The organism is Vibrio sp. 1078-1 (genome assembly GCF_033340475.1).
The window spans coordinates 141,405-160,766 of record NZ_JAWOWM010000012.1 but is presented as its reverse complement, the minus strand read 5'-3'; the positions used below and the strand labels follow the sequence as shown (position 1 = coordinate 160,766).

At 44.1% G+C, this 19,362-nt stretch carries 17 protein-coding genes; 13 read left to right on the top strand and 4 right to left on the bottom strand.

Annotated features, from left to right (window positions below; genetic code table 11):
* On the bottom strand, positions 1-2,999 hold a 2,999-nt coding region (locus R7190_RS19735; protein WP_318137590.1), incomplete at its 3' end, for a tandem-95 repeat protein.
* Positions 3,000-3,399: 400 nt separating this feature from the next.
* On the opposite strand from R7190_RS19735, the gene R7190_RS19730 reads away from it, so the two are divergent.
* The 6 genes from R7190_RS19730 to R7190_RS19705 all read left to right on the top strand — a co-directional run bounded on the left by R7190_RS19730 (position 3,400) and on the right by R7190_RS19705 (position 9,599).
* Positions 3,400-4,710 carry a TolC family outer membrane protein gene (locus R7190_RS19730; protein ID WP_017635971.1) on the top strand — a complete coding sequence of 437 codons (1,311 nt, stop codon included), beginning with the start codon at positions 3,400-3,402 and terminating at the stop codon, positions 4,708-4,710.
* Positions 4,711-4,712: 2 nt separating this feature from the next.
* On the top strand, positions 4,713-5,327 hold the full coding sequence (locus R7190_RS19725; RefSeq protein WP_005377354.1) for an OmpA family protein: 615 nt from the start codon (positions 4,713-4,715) through the stop codon (positions 5,325-5,327).
* Positions 5,328-5,502: 175 nt separating this feature from the next.
* Positions 5,503-5,856 carry a DUF2750 domain-containing protein gene (locus tag R7190_RS19720; RefSeq protein ID WP_186585016.1) on the top strand — a complete coding sequence of 118 codons (354 nt, stop codon included), beginning with the start codon at positions 5,503-5,505 and terminating at the stop codon, positions 5,854-5,856.
* 187 nt (positions 5,857-6,043) lie between these two features.
* Positions 6,044-8,014, top strand: a complete 1,971-nt coding sequence (locus R7190_RS19715) for a diguanylate cyclase domain-containing protein (RefSeq protein WP_138939053.1) — start codon at positions 6,044-6,046, stop codon at positions 8,012-8,014.
* Between the two features lie 87 nt (positions 8,015-8,101).
* Positions 8,102-8,800, top strand: a complete 699-nt coding sequence (locus R7190_RS19710; RefSeq protein WP_054575004.1) for an IclR family transcriptional regulator — start codon at positions 8,102-8,104, stop codon at positions 8,798-8,800.
* Between the two features lie 106 nt (positions 8,801-8,906).
* Complete coding sequence (locus tag R7190_RS19705; RefSeq protein WP_132937121.1) at positions 8,907-9,599, top strand: SDR family oxidoreductase; 693 nt, start codon at positions 8,907-8,909, stop codon at positions 9,597-9,599.
* A 198-nt stretch (positions 9,600-9,797) separates the two neighbouring features.
* Here R7190_RS19705 and dkgB read toward each other — a convergent pair whose 3' ends face one another.
* A complete protein-coding gene (gene dkgB / locus R7190_RS19700) occupies positions 9,798-10,598 on the bottom strand; it encodes a 2,5-didehydrogluconate reductase DkgB (protein WP_053304418.1) in 801 nt (266 codons plus the stop codon).
* Between the two features lie 112 nt (positions 10,599-10,710).
* Between dkgB and R7190_RS19695 the strand changes: the two genes are divergently transcribed.
* The gene (locus R7190_RS19695) at positions 10,711-11,616 is read left to right on the top strand and encodes a LysR family transcriptional regulator (protein WP_005377343.1); all 906 of its coding nucleotides are present in this window, start codon (positions 10,711-10,713) and stop codon (positions 11,614-11,616) included.
* Between the two features lie 132 nt (positions 11,617-11,748).
* Complete coding sequence (locus R7190_RS19690) at positions 11,749-12,654, top strand: TIGR03571 family LLM class oxidoreductase (protein ID WP_053307049.1); 906 nt, start codon at positions 11,749-11,751, stop codon at positions 12,652-12,654.
* A 115-nt stretch (positions 12,655-12,769) separates the two neighbouring features.
* On the opposite strand, the gene R7190_RS19685 is transcribed toward R7190_RS19690, so the two are convergent.
* Positions 12,770-13,654 carry a LysR family transcriptional regulator gene (locus tag R7190_RS19685; RefSeq protein WP_005377338.1) on the bottom strand — a complete coding sequence of 295 codons (885 nt, stop codon included), beginning with the start codon at positions 13,652-13,654 and terminating at the stop codon, positions 12,770-12,772.
* Positions 13,655-13,813: 159 nt separating this feature from the next.
* Between R7190_RS19685 and R7190_RS19680 the strand changes: the two genes are divergently transcribed.
* From R7190_RS19680 to R7190_RS19670, 3 genes are all read left to right on the top strand, one after another.
* The gene (locus tag R7190_RS19680) at positions 13,814-14,995 is read left to right on the top strand and encodes an MFS transporter (protein ID WP_017635963.1); all 1,182 of its coding nucleotides are present in this window, start codon (positions 13,814-13,816) and stop codon (positions 14,993-14,995) included.
* Between the two features lie 143 nt (positions 14,996-15,138).
* Positions 15,139-15,660, top strand: a complete 522-nt coding sequence (locus R7190_RS19675) for a TetR/AcrR family transcriptional regulator (RefSeq protein WP_053307056.1) — start codon at positions 15,139-15,141, stop codon at positions 15,658-15,660.
* Positions 15,657-16,706, top strand: coding sequence for an alcohol dehydrogenase family protein (locus R7190_RS19670; protein WP_017635961.1), 1,050 nt, complete (start codon positions 15,657-15,659; stop codon positions 16,704-16,706). Before R7190_RS19675 ends, R7190_RS19670 begins: the two co-directional genes overlap by 4 nt.
* Before the next feature lie 202 nt (positions 16,707-16,908).
* Here R7190_RS19670 and R7190_RS19665 read toward each other — a convergent pair whose 3' ends face one another.
* The gene (locus R7190_RS19665; RefSeq protein WP_054579521.1) at positions 16,909-17,820 is read right to left on the bottom strand and encodes a GlxA family transcriptional regulator; all 912 of its coding nucleotides are present in this window, start codon (positions 17,818-17,820) and stop codon (positions 16,909-16,911) included.
* Positions 17,821-17,934: 114 nt separating this feature from the next.
* On the opposite strand from R7190_RS19665, the gene R7190_RS19660 reads away from it, so the two are divergent.
* Together R7190_RS19660 and R7190_RS19655 are read left to right on the top strand one after the other, a co-directional pair.
* On the top strand, positions 17,935-18,453 hold the full coding sequence (locus R7190_RS19660; RefSeq protein ID WP_005377333.1) for a cysteine hydrolase family protein: 519 nt from the start codon (positions 17,935-17,937) through the stop codon (positions 18,451-18,453).
* 120 nt (positions 18,454-18,573) lie between these two features.
* A complete protein-coding gene (locus R7190_RS19655; RefSeq protein ID WP_186585015.1) occupies positions 18,574-19,335 on the top strand; it encodes a transporter substrate-binding domain-containing protein in 762 nt (253 codons plus the stop codon).
* The last annotated feature ends 27 nt before the right edge of the window (positions 19,336-19,362 follow it).

Genomic DNA, 19,362 nt, shown 5'->3' with positions numbered 1-19,362 from the left:
TCTGCAATGTTGCTTTCAACCACAGGCGTGTCGTTCACCGCATTCACGGTGACGTTGACCGTCGCTTGGTCAGTCAGTGAACCATCGGTAACGGTGTAAGTGATTTCAGCGTCGCCATGGAAGTTCTCAGCCGGTGTGAAGACCAGTTTGCCGTCAACAATTTCGACTGTACCTTGGTCACTCGGCACAGACGCTGATTGGATAGACAGCGTATCACCATCGATGTCGGTGTCGTTTGGCAGGACATCAATTGTCACTGGCGTGTCTTCGTCAGTAACAGCGGTATCATCTTTTGCCACTGGCGCATCGTTCACTGGTGTGACATCGACGTTCACCGTGGTGGACTCTGATACCCCACCGGACGTAACGATGTAGGTAAAGCTGTCTGTACCGTGGTAGTTGTCGTTTGGCGTGTAGGTTACGCTGCCGTCCGGGTTGACCGAGACCGTGCCGTTCGCTGGACCGTTATTGGTATCTAGCGACACCACTTTATCGTCGCCTTCGAACTTGTCGTTACCTAAGACCTTGATGATGGTTGGCGTGTCTTCCACAACCGTCGCGCGGTCAGATTCAATATCTGCCACAGGCGCAACTGTGAAGTTCACCGTTTGGCTGACGCTTTCGCCGCTTGGATCGGTCGCCGTAAAGGTTAGGATTTCTGAGCCGTTCCAGTCCGCGGTTGGAGTGAACGTAGCAATACCGTTGACGATCGCCACTTGAATGTTGCTATTACCAGAGACGCTAAACGTTAACTCACCATCAACATTATCCACATCGCTGAAAGCGGTATTTAGATCGATGCTGTATGGCGTAAAGTCTTCCGCCAAGGTTTGGTCTGCAATGCTGCTTTCAACCACAGGCGTGTCGTTTACGGCATTTACGGTGACATTGACCGTCGCTTGGTCGGTCAGCGAACCATCCGTAACGGTGTAAGTGATTTCAGCGTCACCATGGAAGTTCTCAGCCGGTGTGAACACCAGTTTTCCATCAATAATTTCGACTTTACCTTGGTCACTCGGCACAGACGCCGAATCAATGCTTAACGTATCGCCATCAATGTCGGTGTCGTTTGGTAGGACATCAATCGTGACAGCGGTATCTTCTTGTGTTGTTGCCGTGTCATCTTTTGCCACTGGCGCATCATTCACTGGTGTGACATCGACGTTCACCGTGGTGGACTCCGATACCCCACCGGAGGTAACGATGTAGGTGAAGCTGTCTGTACCCTGGTAGTTGTCGTTTGGTGTATAAGTGACGCTGCCATCAGGATTGACCGAGACCGTGCCGTTAGCTGGACCGTTATTGGTATCGATCGACACCACTTTGTCGTCGCCTTCGAACGTGTCGTTACCTAAAACCTTAATGATGGTCGGCGTGTCTTCCACAACCGTCGCTTTATCTGCCACGATGTCCGCCACAGGCGCTACTGTGAAGTTCACCGTTTGGCTAACGCTTTCACCGCTTGGATCAGTAGCCGTAAACGCTAGGGTTTCTGAGCCGTTCCAGTCCGCGGTTGGAGTGAACGTAGCAATACCATTGACGATCGCCACTTGAATGTTGCTATTACCAGAGACGCTAAACGTTAACTCACCATCCACATTATCCACATCGCTGAAAGCGGTATTTAGATCGATGCTGTATGGCGTAAAGTCTTCCGCCAAGGCTTGGTCTGCAATGCTGCTTTCAACCACAGGCGTGTCGTTCACCGCATTCACGGTGACGTTGACCGTCGCTTGGTCGGTCAGTGCACCATCGGTCACGGTGTAAGTAATTTCAGCATCGCCATGGAAGTTCTCAGCCGGTGTGAAGACCAGTTTGCCATCAACAATCTCGACTGTGCCTTGCGCTTCAGGTACGGACGCCGATTCAATCGACAGCGTATCGCCATCAATATCGGTATCGTTTGGCAGGACATCAATCGTTACTGAGCTATCTTCCTCTGTAATTGTTGTATCATTAGAGGCAATAGGCGCATCGTTAACTGAGTTTACTGTTACCGAAACTTGAGCTTCATCCTCTAACTCACCATCTGAGATGGTGTAGCTAATCGTTGCATTACCGTTGAAATTTTCAGCCGGAGTGAAAACAAGCTTACCATCGATAATCTCAACGATACCTTGCTCTTCTGGTACAGAAGCAGAGGTAATAATTAAATCATCACCTTCAATATCACTGTCGTTAGCGAGCACATCAATTACAACCTGGGAATCCTCGTCAGTTTGAATCGCATCATTAGTTGCTATTGGCGCGTCATTAACAGGCGTAATATCTAAGTTAGCAGTGCCATTAATAACACCGCCATCGTTATCAATAATGTCATAGGAGAATGACACTTCAGTGTCATCGTCAGCCTCTGGAATGTAAGTCCAAGATCCATCGCTGTTATCAATTAAGGTGCCATTCCCACTCTCAATAGTGACGTTTGTAATGACAAGAGTATCGGCATCATCAATATTGACGTTCGATAGTAATTCTTCAGTAGTTATCGTGATTGGATCGCTATCTTCCTCAACAGCGCTTAATGTCACTGGAGAATTAGTAAGTGGCTTACTTGAGCCATCCCCACTTGTCTCGATACCTGTTGTGAAGAAGTCATTTAAGGTCAACGCTTGTGTTTCAGATAAGCCGAGGGATTCTAGGCCAATAGTTTCAAAGTTTGTTGAGGCTAGCACTTCAGTACCATCTCGTACAATCGTGGCACTATTTTGCAAACTGGAGCCACTATTTTCACCCGCTGCAGGTGCGAGTTCTTCATCAATAGCAGAAGGGTCTTGACCTTGCTCAATAGCACTAATAATCTGTGCTACATCGTCTGAAATATCTTTTAAACCTTGCTCTTGAGCAAGCTGAATTTTCAGGTCTTGAGGCGCAGCATCTGTCATTGCCACTATCACTTCACCTGGTAGAGGCTGCTGTCCTTCTGCAAGGACTCTCAGCTGCCCATCCAAACCTATTACGACGACTTGATTACCGAGTGGCACTAATGCTGTACGATCCATATAAACCTTAACCCTAAATAACTGTCAAGTTTTTGACTAACAATACTAATTTGCTATATATTGCCCGAATATATAGTGCAATAACAGCAATTTGATGCTCAATAAAGTAATTATGTGTCATACATCAATAAGAATCCAGATGCATAAGTGTTTTATTTTATTAAAATCTGGACTCTCGTTTCTAGCCATTACCTCCATGTTTAATTTGAGATCTTAATTCAATTTTTAGGCAGATTTAGTAGGTTGATTTATCAAAATTGAAACAAATGAACAGCGAATCAACAGGTTACTTCATCGCATATTAATGTTATTGTGCGCTAAATTATTGACGCCCTTATAAGTATTCCACTTATAAGCCCTATCACCTCGAGAATTTTTACCATTATCTAGGAGAATCACAGTGAAGTGGACTCGTGCCAACGCCTTTTGTATTGGTATGTTCACCGCTAGTCATGCTTTTGGGCAAACGCTAGAGCAAGCGGTTGAAAACACATTAAAAACCAATCCTGACATCAAAAGTGCGTTCAATGAATTCGTTAGCAAGCAGTATGTGAATGAAGCATCTGGTGGTGCTTACCTCCCATCCGTAGACTTAGATGCCGGTATCGGTTACGAAGGAATCAAACCTGCAGAGTCAGGGCGAGATTCAACCGATCTGACAAGAAAAGAAGCCACCGTGACACTAACCCAGCTAATATGGGATGGCTCAGCGACACTTAATGATATGGATCGAACAGCAGCTGATGCTGAATCGGTCCGTTATCAACTTCTAGCTGATGCCCAAGACACCGCTTTAGAGGTCGCGAAAGTTTATTTAGACTCAGTAAAAGCTTATGAAATTCTGACACTTTCCGAGAATAACTTGAAAGTGCATAAGAAGATCTATGAAGACATTAAAAAGCGAGTTAACTCAGGTATCGGTTCTACAGCAGACCTAACCCAGGTAGAGGCTCGTTTAGCAAAGGCTCACGGTAACTTGGTGGCAGCTCAGAACAACTTATATGACAGCCACACCACCTTTACACGCCTTGTCGGACAGTCACCACAAGGATTGATTTTCCCAAGAGCGGACCAAAACTTTATTCCCTACACCATCGATGAAGCGATTGACTTGGCATTCGAGTCACATCCAGTAATCAAAATTTCGGTAGCTGATGTGGACTCTGCAAAGTTCCAATACAAGCAATCTAAGGGAACTTACTACCCAACGATATCGGTAGAAGCGGCTCAAACATGGCGTGATGATGCAAGCGGTATCGAAGGAAGCAGCGAAGAGACAACAGCAATGTTACGTATGCGTTACAACCTCTTTAACGGTGGTAGTGACGTAGCCAACGCTGAAAGTTTTGCCTACCAACTAAATAAAGCAAAAGACCTAAGAGAACGTGCATACCGCCAAGTAGAAGAAGGTCTTCGTCTATCTTGGAGTGCGTTAGATTTAACACTTCAACAAAAAGAGTTCCTAGCGGATCACGTAGATTCGGCCTCTGAAACTGTCATCGCCTACGAAAAGCAGTATCGCATTGGAAAACGCACTCTGCTGGACTTGTTAAATACTGAAAACGAACTTTTCGAAGCGAGAAAGAACTACTTAGATGCTCGATACTCAGAGCAGTACGCCAAGTACCGCGTTATGAACGCGACTGGCCAATTGTTAAATGCCTTGCGTGTCGATGTACCTACAGAATGGAATGAAAAGGTGGAGTACTGATCATGAAACCAGTGAAGATTCTATTTGCATTGGGTATGCTCGCCATCACTCAACACGTTGTTGCTGAAGACGAATATGAGTATCGTCCTGTACCAAATGCAGAACAAATAGCAGATTTGCAAGATGACGATAACGATGGTGTCATCAATGCTCGAGATATGTGCCCAGGTACACCTGAAGGCTCAGAGGTCGACAACGACGGTTGTGGAGAATACATTAAAGCATCAGATAACATGCAAGTGCGGATACTTTTTGCTAACGACTCTGATGAGATCAATCCAGTCTTCAGAAGACAAGTCCGAGAGCTTTCCGACTTTTTAAAAGAGTACCCTACTACTTCGATAGAGCTGCACGGCTATGCTAGTAAAGTTGGCGGTTCAAAGCATAACCAAGATCTTTCTGAAAGACGAGCACGCAATGTCCGTGAAGCCCTACTAAGCTACGACATCGAACCGAGTAGAGTCCGCATTGTTGGTTTTGGTGACACTCACTTAGCACAACAAGGGACCGATGAAGTCAGCCATGCTTTAAATCGTCGAGTAACCGCATCAGTCGTTGGTTACAAAGGCGAGATAAAAAGAGAGTGGACAATATTCACAACTCTTCCAGAAAGGTAAAGTACCTGTTTTTGTTTGCTCTGCAAGCACAAAGCAAACAAAAACGAGTGAATACTTAACCTCAGAAAAGGAGCTTCGGCTCCTTTATTTTTACTCATTTCGACAACCGTATTATGCTTTAGGAATCGGCACTTTAGTGTTACTCTAGCCACGTCATAACAACGAGAGTTTTGAAATGAGCAAACTTACATCAGATATCCGAGCGAACCTTGACCTTTTTGTTGCAGAAACGAAAGAAAACCAATTGGTTTGGGGTTTACGCAATGAAGAAGGTTGGCTATCTTGCGATTCAACTGAATTCGAAAACAGCGAAGTCATGCCTTTCTGGTCTTCTAAAGAAGATGCAGAAGCACATAATGTTGAAGAATGGGCAGATTTTACTGTACTAGAAATCCCATTAGATATCTTTGTTGAAGATTGGCTTTTGACTCTTGCTGAAGATGGTGTTCTTGTTGGAACTAACTGGAACGATCAGTTAGAAGGCAAAGAAATGGAGCCTCAAGATCTAGCAAAGCTTTACATTGATTAAAGATTTCTGACCTCAACTTTATGTTGAGGTCTTTCTTTTTTATGCCTCTTCTTTCAATATCTCGACCAAGTGCATAGTTTTACTACTCTTTTTCTTAGTACACCCAACTTAATCACAACGCTGATGCGTTAAAAGCGCTATGATAACTCAACTTTAAAGGCACCTTAAATTAAAGGCTCGTTTAAACATGCGCGTGCTCTATCCCTTGCTTGCGTCACTTTTGCTCACTCCAGTATATGCAAGCGACACTCAAGATATTGAACCAAACCAAAATATCACACAGTGGCACTCTGTCTACCAAACCACACTACGAAGCAACCCTGAGTCGGCATTGAGCATGCTTCAAGATCGCTACCATACAGCGAAATCGGACAGCGAAAAGCTCTACGTAAGTGGATTGATTTATGAATATATGTCAAACATAAATCAGCCTTACTACGGCAGCAGTCAAGTCTTAGACAACCATTTTTCTCAATTAGAATCAGAATATATTCTTGCCTTAAATGAACGTAAGCATGGTAGTTACGAGGCCTCAGTAGATAGCTTTTCTTCTTTGCGACAGACAATGAAGAAAATATCCGATTCCGAAGGCAAGGCTCTGATGAACTATCAACTTTGTTATACGCTGAATCAACAAGGTCGTTATCACAAAGCAAACTTTTATTGCTCATCCATAGAGAGCCACTTAAATCATAAGCATCAAGAAAACTTCCCTGTTGATCTTGCTTTGCGCGTGGTAGCAAATAACTACAATTACCGTGGTGACTATGAAAAAGCCTTAAGTTTGTATCGACAGTTGATGGCCAACATGTCGACGCAAAGCGATCCTTCAGGGATTTACAATGACGTCGGCAATTTACTTGCAGAGCTGGGGCAATTTGAACAATCAGAGCAATATCTCATTCAAGCCTTACTGGTTCGCCAAGATGAAGGGACACCTCTTGAAGTTGCGCAAGTCGAACATAGTCTAGGAGCGATGTACAGAAAATCCAAAGAACTCGATAAGTCCATCAGCCACTACAAAAATGCATTAACGATTCTCGAACAACTTCATTATCCATACGGGCAAGGGTTGACCTATTTAGGGTTATCTGCTGCTTTGGCCGATTCTGGGCAATTGGATACCGCGGTAGATTACATTGGAAGAGCATTAAACATTGCCCAAACTTATGAGAATACGCACCTTGAAACAGAGGGTCATTTGGCTGCTGGATTGGCATATTTAAAGAACCATACACCCGAAAAATCGATTGAACACGGTACAATTGCGTTAAGATTAGCGGTAAAAAACGCTAGGCCCTTATTGCAAGCGCAAGCCCAATTACTCCTCTCAAAAGCATACCAAGCTCAAAATGATTACAAAAAGGCGCTGGAGCATCACAAGGCCTACTCGACGATTGAACTAACGAACCGAGACGCGAGTAATATCAAGGCGTTAGAGGCACTAGATCTCACTAAAAAAGAGTATGAATATGATCTACAAGTCGCGCAGTTGAACAACGAAACTCTTCTAAGTCAGTACCAGTTTGAAAAACTCACAGACCAACAACGCACTTATAATTTTGTTGTTTTCTGTTTATTGATTCTCCTCGCTCTGGCATTGATGGTTCAGCGACAAACACGCTTAAAAGCCAAAATAGACAGCTTAACGTGTGCATTAAACAGAGCGGCAATTATAGAGACGATTAAAAGCCACACCTCCAAAGCGGAAGGAGACTTCCGCTACGTTCTAGCATTAATCGATCTAGATGACTTTAAGGCGATTAATGATCAGTATGGTCATCCGACTGGCGACTTAGTACTACAACAGGTATGCAAAGCGCTTAAAGCTAAACTTAATAAGGGAGAGTACTTGGGTCGTTTAGGTGGAGAAGAGTTTATCTTGCTATTGAAAAACGTCGATGAGATTGACGTTCCCTTTAGAATACAAAGTCTGCATAAAACAATTTCAGAAAAGAGTGTACATTCGCTTAATAACCATCAATTGAATATATCTGCGAGTCTGGCCTATCTATCAACCTCAATGCCACTCACCAACTTTGATGAGCTCTATTCGATATTAGACCAAGCGTTATACAATGCTAAGAAGCAAGGAAAAAACTCCCTTGTGGATGCATACAACGAGCCGATCAGTTTAAGTGCTGAGTATATTCTCTAATAAAACCAAACCACCAGCGTAGTGGTTTGTTATAGGTGGAAGCATCAGTAAGCCATTCAGATGCAACACCATCATCAAGGAGTCTTTGTGCCCAAGGCAAGAAAAAACATTCAGTCTCTAGAGCGAGGTTTTCTAATCCTCGAGTTGCTCTCGATGAGTGAGTCTCCCCTATCATTACAGACGATCAGTAATGCGATCCAGTTAAATAAGACGACTGTTCACGGGTTACTTGCGACTCTACACTCTCTTGGATATGTATCCAAACACAACCATAGCTACAGCCTAGGGTTTAGATGCTATGAACTGTCTAAGCCGATTGAACAAAAAAACGAAGCTATCCGACAACATTTTGTTCCATTGCTGAAAAAAATGGCCCAAGTGACTAACAACACAGCTTACCTCGCTGTACAAAGTGGCGCTAAAGAGTACTTGTATATCGATGCTATAGAGCAGGATAACCCTCTTACTATCCGTAGCCCGAGAGGGAAACGAGAAGGACTCACAACATCTGCGATCGGCAAAGTTTTTCTTAGTTTTGATGATGAGCTTCGTCGAACATTACGCCTTGAAAACCAAATATCCCCCACGTTAGAAACTGAACTTAATCAGGTTGTATTATCAGGTTACGCACTCGATTTAGAAGAGGCAGAGCCAAACCTCAATTGCTTAGCGATCCCCCTTTACTTGGATGGTAAAGTCGTTGCTGTTGCAGGTGTTAGCGGTGCTGCCTCCGAACTGACGGTCACTAGGCTAAAACACTTTGCCAGCATCTTTCTCAAATTTTAAGATTTGACAATGTCGAATCCTAGGCCATTTTTATACTGTTTTGATTACATGCTTATACGTCGCCTCTAATATGGTCGTTGTTCAACTCAACAACGTAGGAGAAGCGATGTCTACTGTATTAATCACCGGCGCTAACCGTGGCTTAGGCTTGCAATTTGTCCGCCACTACCTTGGAAAAGGTTGGCAAGTTATCGCAACTTGTCGTTCACCAGAAAATGCTAAGCAGCTCAATGAACTAGTAACCCAATCTAATCAACTTCAACTGATGGCTCTAGACGTCACTAACCAACAAGATATCGATCAGTTAGCCACTCGATTAGCGGATCGTCCGCTCGATCATTTAATTCTTAATGCAGGTGTATTAGGCGAAGAGTGTGCAAAGCTTGGCGAAATGACCCAGAAAAAATGGCTAGAAGTACTAAACATAAATACCGTCGCACCTGCCCTGCTAATTCAAGCCCTACAAGACAACGTTGCGAAAAGTCAGCACAAAACCATCGTGGGAATCTCAACCCGAGTTGCGAGTTTAAGCGATAACAGTTCAGGTAACATGTACAGTTATCGAGCATCTAAAGCAGCGCTTAATCAGGTTCTAGTATCAGCAGCACGCAATCTCGAATCGCGAGGAGTAAAAACTGTCGCAGTTCATCCCGGCTGGGTAAAAACCGATATGGGCGGTGAGGACGCAACCTTTTCTGCCGAGGAAAGTGTTGCAGGCATTGTTTCGGTCGCAGAACAGCTAACACTTGAGCAATCCGGAAGCTTCCGCGTATTTGATGGCTCTACAATCGAATGGTAATTGATCTCTAAATGACGTCTCCCGGCCAAATTGAAGGCCGGGAGAATACAGTAAACTAATAGGCCAAAAAGATAAAAGCTCGCACTATCGTCAGACAAGCGAGCCCTTATCGTCTATGGTGTTGTACTACTGTCAAACGCTGAGGAAGTCAGCGATTGCAGAGGCGTCATTTAGGCAATGATTTCCTGTGAAACTCACTCAATCATCCCATTCAGGCGCTAGCCCTTCAGGGTTTACTTCGCGGCCATTTCTTTCTAACGCATCTATCTTTGCAATCGCCTCTTCACTCAGATTAAGTTCAAGTGCTTTCAGGTTACTTGCCAAATTCTCTCGTTTAGTTGAAGACGGGATCACCGCGTAACCTTTTGACAAAGCCCAAGCAAGCGCGACTTGAGCGGGCGTGGCCTGATAGTCCTCAGCAATACCTGCAATAGTTGGGTCCCCAAGTACTTTCCCATATGCCAAGGTCATGTAAGACGTTACCTGAATATCGTTTTCCTGCATGAAGCTGACCAACTTACGATTTTGCAAATAAGGGCTAAGCTCGATTTGGTTAGTAACAATATTCTCTTTACCGACCACTTCTATCGCTTGTTGCAACAAGTCAATATTAAAGTTGGATACGCCAATATTACGGGTTAACCCTTGCGATTTAGCTTCAAGTAATGAAGCCATGTATTCGTTCAAGTTATTGTTATTGCCAGGCCAATGGATCAAGGTCAAATCCACATAATCTGTATTTAGCTTTTCTAAGCTCTCTTTTAGACTTGGAATGAGTTGTTCCGTGTTCATGTTATCAACCCAGATCTTGGTCGTAATGAATAGCTCATCACGTGCAATACCGGATTGTGTCAATACTTCACCGATTTCTGCCTCATTACCGTAAATCTGTGCAGTATCAATTACGCGGTAACCCACTTCTAACGCATTACGGACTGAATCCTTAACTACTTCACCCTCTAAACGAAACGTGCCGACGCCAAATGATGGTACTTTCATCTAAATCTCCTGAATTATCGATTTTATAGTTGATTCGAAGCAAAACTTTACGCCGCAAGAAACTTTCCGTAAAGTTAACAATACTCAAATCTAATTTGAAATATATTCAACAATGAAAGCTACTCTAGATGAAATGCGCACCTTTATGGCCGTGGTCGATACGGGTTCAATCAGCTCTGCGGCTGAACTGTTATCGATGACCGTCTCGGCGGTGAGTCGATCGGTATCTCGGCTAGAAGCCAAACTCGAAACGACTTTGTTAAATCGCACAACCCGTAAGTTAGATGTTACTAATGAAGGAACGATATACCTCGATAAAGTCAGACATATTGTAGAAGCAGTAGAGAATGCCGAAGCACAACTGAAAAGCCAGAAATATAAGCCTTCTGGCCTCCTACGAATAAACGCAGCTACCCCCTTCTTACTGCACGTACTAACTCCGCACATTGCTAAATATCAGAGCTTGTATCCAGAAGTCGAAATCGATCTCAATTCCAATGAGGAAAATATTAGCCTTTTGGGAACAAAAACCGATATTGCTTTTCGTATCGGTGAGCTACAAAACTCAACCATGCGCGCGATATTTCTTGGTAAAAGTCGGATTCGAATCGTCGCGAGTCCAGAGTATTTAAGACAACATGGTACTCCAACCTCAATAGATCAGTTACTCAATCACAAGCTACTTGGATTCAACAAGCCGGAGTATCTTAAGGAATGGCCGATCATGGATGATAAGAACAAACTTCTGCGTATTATGAGTAGCCTAAGATCTGATAATGGCGAGACGCTAAGATGTTTAGCCTTACATGGTGCGGGGATAGCTTGCCTGTCTGACTTTATGACCTACTCTGACCGACAAGCTGGTCGCTTAGTGGGCGTGCTTAGTGAACACACGCATAATGTCGAACAGCCCGTTCATGCGGTGTATTACAAAAATGCCAGCACCTCACGCCGGATCAGCTCTTTTATTGACTTCATCAAGCAAGAAATCAAGGTAGAGAACCACCAGTTCCTTTAAAGACCACCGCTGTTTGTAGCAAAACACTTTTGTCTTTTTGCCGCTTTTTCTCACAACAAAAATCTCATAGTGTCCTGAATATCAGGGAGGCACCTTGCCTCCTAGTACTCACAGTAATAGTCAGGCTTCATAATGCATAAAGATTTAAGTAACAGATTCACCATCGGGGTTGAGCTCCCCCTAGATAATGACTGGACCCAAGAAGGCCAGAAAAAACGCCTGCTCCAACGAAAACCGTTCGGCGTACCAGACATGAGTGCACATAAACAGCGTATTATGTTAGCCGATAAGTTAGGCTTTAACGTAGCGTGGGTGAGAGATGTCCCGTTGTACGACCCTAACTTTGGAGACGCGGCACAAATTTATGAACCGTTCAGTTATCTTGGCTATCTCTCTGCGTGCACCGACAACATTCTACTAGGGACAGCAGCGATAGTATTACCGTTAAGACAACCTTGGCTAGTGAAAAAAGCCGCTGCGACCATCAACGAGTTAAGTGGTGACCGCCTGATACTCGGTGTGGCTAGTGGAGACCGCCCTAGTGAATATCCCGTTTTTAATGCCAACTTTGACAGCCGTGGATCAGCTTTTCGAGAAAGTGTAGAGATTTTGAAAGATACGAAAAATGATAAACTGGGTAACGATCTACAGTTATTACCCGAGTTTGCTGATATTCCTATCTATGTCGCAGGGTTAGCGCAGCAAAGTCCACAATGGATAGGAGAAAACCTAGACGGCTGGCTCGCCTACCCAGGCACACCTGATGATCATGAACACCGCGTTGCACTTTGGCGCTCCGTAGCGGGAAACAAACCCTACGCCAGCTTTATTCATCTTGATTTAGTCGATAACCCAAATGCACCAGTCGTTCGGCATCATTTTGGTATCCGGGCCGGAGTCAATGGCTTGAGCGATGAGCTAGAAAAAATGCAAGAAGCAGGAGTCAATCACATCGGGTTGCATTTCCGTCGTAATAGCCAACCAATTGAGAAATCAATGGAACAGATCGCTCAGTACGTGTTGCCACGCTTTAACTAAGATCAAATAAAAATATGTGCCACCTTACTAAGGGGTGGCACGCTAGGCTTGGCACTTGGAAAAACAAAAGCTGCAATAACGACAAAACTCTTTTGTTAAAACAACAATAATAGAGTTATTTTAAAGTAAGTCTTGGTTGAATAAAGTCGATGAACGCGGAAATACGTTTAGAGACTGAAGAAGATTTGTAGAACACAGCATTGACCTGTTCTCGTCCAGTATTTGTGATTTTTTCCGATTCAAACAATGCCACTAACCGTCCAGAATCAAGATCATCTTTCACCATAAAGCCAGATAAACATGCAATGCCGTTCCCTGCCAGCACTAACTGTCTAACCGTTTCACCACTGCTGGATAGGATATCAGGCTCTATCATCTCAAACCCTCGTAATGGCCACTGATTTAACACTTTAGCGCCAGAAAAACCGATCAAGTTATGACTGCGCAAATCGCTCACCGCTTCAGGGAAACCTCGTTTAGATAAATAACCAGGCGTGGCAACGATAAATAGTGGGCTTGTTCCTAAAGGTTTAGCATGCAGTGTTGAATCCGATAATCGTCCAATACGTATCGCCACATCGGTTCTTTTTTCCAATAGATCCACAAAACCCTCATTAGAGGTAAGATCGAGCTGAATATCAGGATAAGCCTCTTTAAATGGCTGAATTAACGGCACAAGTTGATGTAAAACAAATGGGCTAGCGGCATCAACTCTTAAGCGCCCCTTGGGTAATTCACCTCGTGTGATGATCTCTTCTTCAGCTTGCTGTATTTGTAGTAAACCTAAGCGAACCGCTTCAACAAACTGATGCCCTTCCTCAGTAACTTCCACTCTGCGTGTCGTGCGATTCAGCAAGGTTACCCCCAACTGTGATTCAACTTTACTAACCGCACGAGATACCCTAGCGACTTGAATACCTAGTGCATCAGCAGCGGAAGAAAATCCACCACTATCCACAACTGCCATGAGAATCTCTAATTCATCTGATCGGGTTAACATTTCATCCCCTTTCTTAACTGCGCATTTTCATCATTTATAACAAAAGTATTTTGTAATAAACACCATTTTTCGCAACGAATAACTCTTTAATAATACACGACATGGAAACGGGCTATTCGTTTATCCATTCATATTCAATGATTATAAGAGAGAGTTGTTATGCCTTTAGCTTTACTTGCATTGACGCTGAGCGCCTTTGCTATTGGAACCACGGAGTTTGTAATTGTCGGTCTGATACCGACTATGGCCTCCGACCTCAACGTATCATTACCTTCAGCGGGTCTTTTAGTTAGCCTGTACGCACTTGGTGTCGCGGTTGGTGCTCCCGTTTTAACAGCGCTGACTGGTAACTGGAAAAGAAAGTACGTTCTGCTTTCTGTTATGGCACTGTTTGTTCTTGGCAATCTGTTAGCCTGGCAAGCACCTGGATACAACACACTAGTTACAGCAAGGATACTGACCGGGCTTGCACACGGTGTGTTCTTTTCGATCGGCTCGACTATCGCCACTGGCCTAGTGTCAAAAGAAAAAGCCGCTAGCGCAATTGCTATTATGTTTACCGGTCTCACCGTAGCTCTAGTGACGGGCGTGCCACTTGGCACCTGGATTGGCCAGACATTTGGTTGGCAGGCAACCTTCCTAATCGTCGCGATCCTTGGAATCATCGCACTGATAGGAAGCGCTCTGCTAGTGCCGAGTAATCTGAAACAACCACCAGCAACCAAGCTGTCATCGCAAGTAAAAGTCTTGACTCAGCCTCGTCTACTTTTGGTGTACGCAATCACCGCGCTCGGTTACGGTGGTACGTTCACAGCCTTCACTTACTTGGCTCCTATTTTGGAAGAAGTTTCGGGGTTTGGCTCTAGCGCTATCAGCCTAATTATGTTGGTTTATGGTGTATCAGTCGCATTCGGCAACATCTGGGGCGGAAAGATGGCCGACTCTATGGGGCCAATCAAAGCTCTGACAGCGATTTTCTCGGGCCTAATTGTGGTATTGCTCGTGTTTAGTGTCACAGCATTTAATCCAATTTCTGCAGTAGTGACCATTCTTGTCTGGGGTGCCTTTGCCTTTGGTAACGTTCCAGGACTTCAAGTTTATGTTGTCAAACTAGCAGAGAAATATTCACCTGATGCAGTCGACGTCGCTTCTGGTCTCAACATTGCTGCATTTAACGTAGGTATTGCACTGGGTTCTTGGGGCGGTGGCCTTATCGTGGCCAATGCTGGGCTGATGCACACACCTTGGATTGGCGCGATCGTAGTATTAGGTGCTCTACTACTAACCCGTTTCAGCGGAATGCTAGACAAGCGTGGAGAGCAGCACGCAACGGCACACTGATTCACGTTCCGAATCTATAAAAATCACTTAAATTAGCCCGGCATTACGTCGGGCTTTCAATACAGAGTTTAAATACACCATTGACTGAGGTAGAAAGTTTATTCTACCCTTAGGTAAAACAAACGTTCTACCTGGTGTATCAAATAGTGAAAGAAAAAATCGCAGCAAGCCTAGAAAAAGCATTCAGTCAGTATGGCTTCGCCGAGCCTAGCGTACCCCAACTCAAAAACGCCTGCGAAGTCAGCCTGAGAACCCTGTACAAATACTACCCCTCCAAGGAAGCGATGATTGTTGCAGCTCTCGAGCATCGCCATCAAAGGTATTTGAGTTTTTTGCTCGAAGACGCCCCTGCCAATGGAACACCGGCTGTATTACACCTATTCACTCGCCTCGAGGATTGGATGAAGGAGTTTGCACCGAATGGCTGCATGTCCATCAATGCATTAGCAGCCTATCCAGAAAATCTATCAATTAATCAAGCAGTAAAACAACACAAATTGGCGGTCCGTCAGCTTATGGGCCAACTAAGTCAGCGAGAAGACCTCGCAACCACACTCTTCTTGTTACATGAAGGTCTATCCAACGCATGGCCGGTTCTCGGTCACGCTGCCTTTGCATCCGCTGAACGCACTCTGCTAGAACTAATGAAGGAGAACAATCAATGACCACAATCCCGAAAGTCATGAAAGGCGTCCAACTTATCGGTCATGGTGGGCCAGATATGCTTCGTTACCGCGATGATCTACCTGTGCCAGTCCCCTCGCCTGATGATGTATTGATCCAAGTTGCCGCTGCCGGAGTCAATAACACCGACATCAATACCCGAACAGCATGGTATTCTAAAAATGACGCCAATAGCATGGATGCAAGTTGGTCAGGAGACGCGCTATCTCTCCCTCGAATCCAAGGTGCCGATGTATGCGGTACCATCGTCGCTGTTGGTGAGAATATCTGCCCATCACGAATCGGTCAGCGTGTGCTTATCGAACCATGTATTACGCGCTTCCACAGTCAAGCACTTAGCTCGCCTTGGTACTTCGGTTCAGAATGTGATGGTGGCTTTGCTCAGTTCACTGTTGTTGACAGTAAACATGCATATGCTGTGAATAGTAGTTTATCGGATATCGACTTGGCCTCCTTCCCTTGTTCTTATTCAACTGCCGAGAACATGCTTGTCCGCTCTAATGTCACAGCGAGCGATACCGTACTGATTTCAGGGGCATCCGGTGGTGTTGGCTCTGCCGCAATCCAACTGGCGAAGGCGCGTGGAGCATACGTCATTGCTATCGCCAGCCCAGAAAAGAAAGAACAGATCACGGCATTAGGAGCAAACCAAGTTATCCCTCGCGATGCAAATTTAACAGCGACTCTCGGAGAAAACAGCGTTGACGTAGTGATTGATTTGGTCGCAGGAGAGCAGTGGCCACAATTTCTTCAGGTACTAAAGCCAGGATCAAGATACGCTGTTTCCGGCGCCATAGGCGGCCCAATTGTCGAGCTGGATGTAAGAACTCTTTACCTTAAAGACCTAGCGTTATTTGGTTGTACCGTTTTGGCACCAGAAGTATTCGGTAACTTGGTTCGCTATATCGAACAGAACGCAATTCGTCCCTTAGTCGCGGAGTCATTTCCCTTGAACCAGATAGGTCAAGCGCAAGAAGTATTTTCACGCAAGCAACATATTGGGAAACTGGTTTTGGAAATCACATAGCTTTTGTGATTAACAAAGACCTATACAAGTCATTGTAATTTGAGAACCCTTTAAGCATTCTACAAAATGTTCAGTAATTAGGAGTGCGCTACGGTTGGCTTAGCTTGTTATCCCTTTTCATCACGCTAAGCCAGCTTGTAAAAATATGTGTTTGTTTCTGAGTTATAAATGTTTAATACCAACATTATCTTACTTCTGGCGTTTATGAACAGAACCGAGATCTGAACGACTTTGGTGTTAAACCTACGATCCTATTAAATATTTTCCTGAACGCGCTCACATCTTGGTAACCCACTCTAAATGATATTGCGTCAAATGTTAGGGTTGTCGACTCAAGTAAATCACAAGCTTTTTGGACTCTTAAGCTTTGTATGTATTGGTTAACATTGAAACCTGTCGCCTTTTTAAAGCGTCGCTGCAATGTCCTTTCTGTTAAACAACTCAACTCTGCAAGCTCTTTATTGCTCAGTTTTCCTTGATAATGATCGTTTATATAGTGCTGTAGTTGAACAATTACCTCATCACCATGTTGGAAGTTTGGGGTAAACTGTTGATAAAAGCGTTGCTCTCTCGGACCAGTATCAATAACCAACATTTTTCCTAACAGGCGCATTACTGCCGGTGACGCAAATAAGGAAACCAATTCCAAGCCTAAATCCACCCATGACATCATACCCCCAGCCGTAATGATCGTTCCTTCGTTAATAAGGATGGCTTCTTGTCTTACGTGGATATCGGGAAACTGACTCGCTAATGAAGGAGCCAAGCCCCAGTGTGTTGTACAAGACTTATTGGTCAACAACTGGGTTTGAGCAAGAATAAAAGTACCAGCGCAGGCGGAGGCTAAAATCGCACCTTTACTATATTGGACATTTAACCAGTCGAGTAGCTCTGGCTCTGGTTCTAAGTAATATTGACCAGTGCCGCTGGGCGGAATCATTACCGCTGTTTTCACATCGAAGTGCGTGTTTGACCAGTGATCCAATATCTCTACTTCAAAGTGCACATCAACGCCCAATTTAGCCGCCGCACGGTTTGCCATCTCGAAGAGTTCGCTTAAACCATATACGGAGGCTTGCGAGCTATCTGGGTAATTAACGAGTGCTATTTTCATTTATCTTCAAGTGTCGCTTTTTGACTCTTTTGTGTCATTTTAGACTCTAAAGAAGGTGGCTAAAAGTCTTTATATTATTCGTACCGCAATGATCCTCAATAAAAGGAAAAGAAAATGACTCAAAAAGCCCTACTTGTAATTGATTTGCAAAACGACTATTTCCCAGAAGGAAAGTTTCCTTTATGGAATACAGAATCAACTTTAGACAATGTTAAGAGAGCAATAACTAAAGCCAATGAGCAAAACATTCCTGTGATTCATATTCAGCATATTGCCGATCCTGCCATGGGCATTGCCCCATTCTTCAATGAAGGCAGCGACGGTGCCAATATTCACCCAGAAGTTCTTGCTTTAGCGCCGAATTCCGAAATCGTGGTAAAGCACTTCGCAGATAGCTTTGAAGGAACACGTTTAGAAGAAGTATTGGCAAGCAAAAATGTAACGGAGTTACTTGTATGCGGAATGATGACACAAAACTGCGTCACACATACTGCTATCTCAAAATCTGCGGACAAGTATGATGTTTCGATCTTAATGGATAGCTGTACCACGGTCGATGAAATGATTCACAACATTGCACTTCACGCTGTCTCAACGAGAGTTCCCCTCGTAACTATTGAAGATAAGCTGTAATACACGCAAAACCTTTCGCTCACACAATGCGGGCGAAAGGTCACACATATATGCATTTTCATTGATATTTGCTTACTTTGTGTTAAACATTGGTTTCCAAATAGTTACAAGGAAACATTTATGAAATGGATAGTCGCATTGTTTATTAGCTTATTTTCAGTTTTCAGCCATGCGAAAGAGTGGAAACAAATTCGCTTCACTGTTGAAGGGGCTTACCCTCCATTTAGCTGGACGACAAAAGAGGGAAAGCTAGAAGGGTTTGAAGTCGACCTCGCTAACGCGTTATGCAAAGAGTTAGAAGTAAAGTGCGTTATCTCAAAAATGGATTGGGATGGCATCATCCCTTCTCTCCTTAGTCGCAAGAACGATGCGATTATTGCTGCAATGACAATCACAGAAGAACGAGAAAAGAAAGTCGATTTCACCGTCCCTTATGCAAAAGTACCGACTCGTTTTGTAATGAAAAATGATAGAGAAATCAACATGGATGACGGCAGCCTAAATCGTTTATCTATTGGAGTTCAAAGAGCCACAATTGGTGATAAGTACCTTTCGGCCTTGTATCCAGATATTGATATTCGTCGTTATGGTACGTTCGATGAGGCATTTACCGATCTACTCAATGGACGGTTAGATGCTGTATTTGGCGGCTCAATCGGTTTAAGTGCTGGTTTTCTTGAAACTGCACAAGGTCAAGGCTATCACTTTACTGGACCAGCGTTTACTGAGGAAAAGTGGTTCGGCCGTGGCATTGGCGTAGCAGTGAGAAAACAAGACAAAGAATTAAAAGCATTACTCGATAGCGGAATACAAAAATTGATCCAGAGCGGTAAGCATAAAACCATCGCCAGCAAGTATTTCTCCTATAGTATTTACGAGTAACCTCTTTATCTTTTTATAGCCTGCGCG

Bases quoted from the DNA above. Each gene is read 5' to 3' on its own strand.
- R7190_RS19670 (WP_017635961.1), top strand. From the start codon at position 15,657: ATGACCACAATCCCGAAAGTCATGAAAGGCGTCCAACTTATCGGTCAT.
- R7190_RS19655 (WP_186585015.1), top strand. From the start codon at position 18,574: ATGAAATGGATAGTCGCATTGTTTATTAGCTTATTTTCAGTTTTCAGC.
- R7190_RS19685 (WP_005377338.1), bottom strand. From the start codon at position 13,654: ATGTTAACCCGATCAGATGAATTAGAGATTCTCATGGCAGTTGTGGAT.
- R7190_RS19695 (WP_005377343.1), top strand. From the start codon at position 10,711: ATGAAAGCTACTCTAGATGAAATGCGCACCTTTATGGCCGTGGTCGAT.
- R7190_RS19715 (WP_138939053.1), top strand. From the start codon at position 6,044: ATGCGCGTGCTCTATCCCTTGCTTGCGTCACTTTTGCTCACTCCAGTA.
- R7190_RS19705 (WP_132937121.1), top strand. From the start codon at position 8,907: ATGTCTACTGTATTAATCACCGGCGCTAACCGTGGCTTAGGCTTGCAA.
- R7190_RS19665 (WP_054579521.1), bottom strand. From the start codon at position 17,820: ATGAAAATAGCACTCGTTAATTACCCAGATAGCTCGCAAGCCTCCGTA.
- R7190_RS19690 (WP_053307049.1), top strand. From the start codon at position 11,749: ATGCATAAAGATTTAAGTAACAGATTCACCATCGGGGTTGAGCTCCCC.
- R7190_RS19680 (WP_017635963.1), top strand. From the start codon at position 13,814: ATGCCTTTAGCTTTACTTGCATTGACGCTGAGCGCCTTTGCTATTGGA.
- R7190_RS19720 (WP_186585016.1), top strand. From the start codon at position 5,503: ATGAGCAAACTTACATCAGATATCCGAGCGAACCTTGACCTTTTTGTT.
- R7190_RS19725 (WP_005377354.1), top strand. From the start codon at position 4,713: ATGAAACCAGTGAAGATTCTATTTGCATTGGGTATGCTCGCCATCACT.
- R7190_RS19660 (WP_005377333.1), top strand. From the start codon at position 17,935: ATGACTCAAAAAGCCCTACTTGTAATTGATTTGCAAAACGACTATTTC.
- dkgB (WP_053304418.1), bottom strand. From the start codon at position 10,598: ATGAAAGTACCATCATTTGGCGTCGGCACGTTTCGTTTAGAGGGTGAA.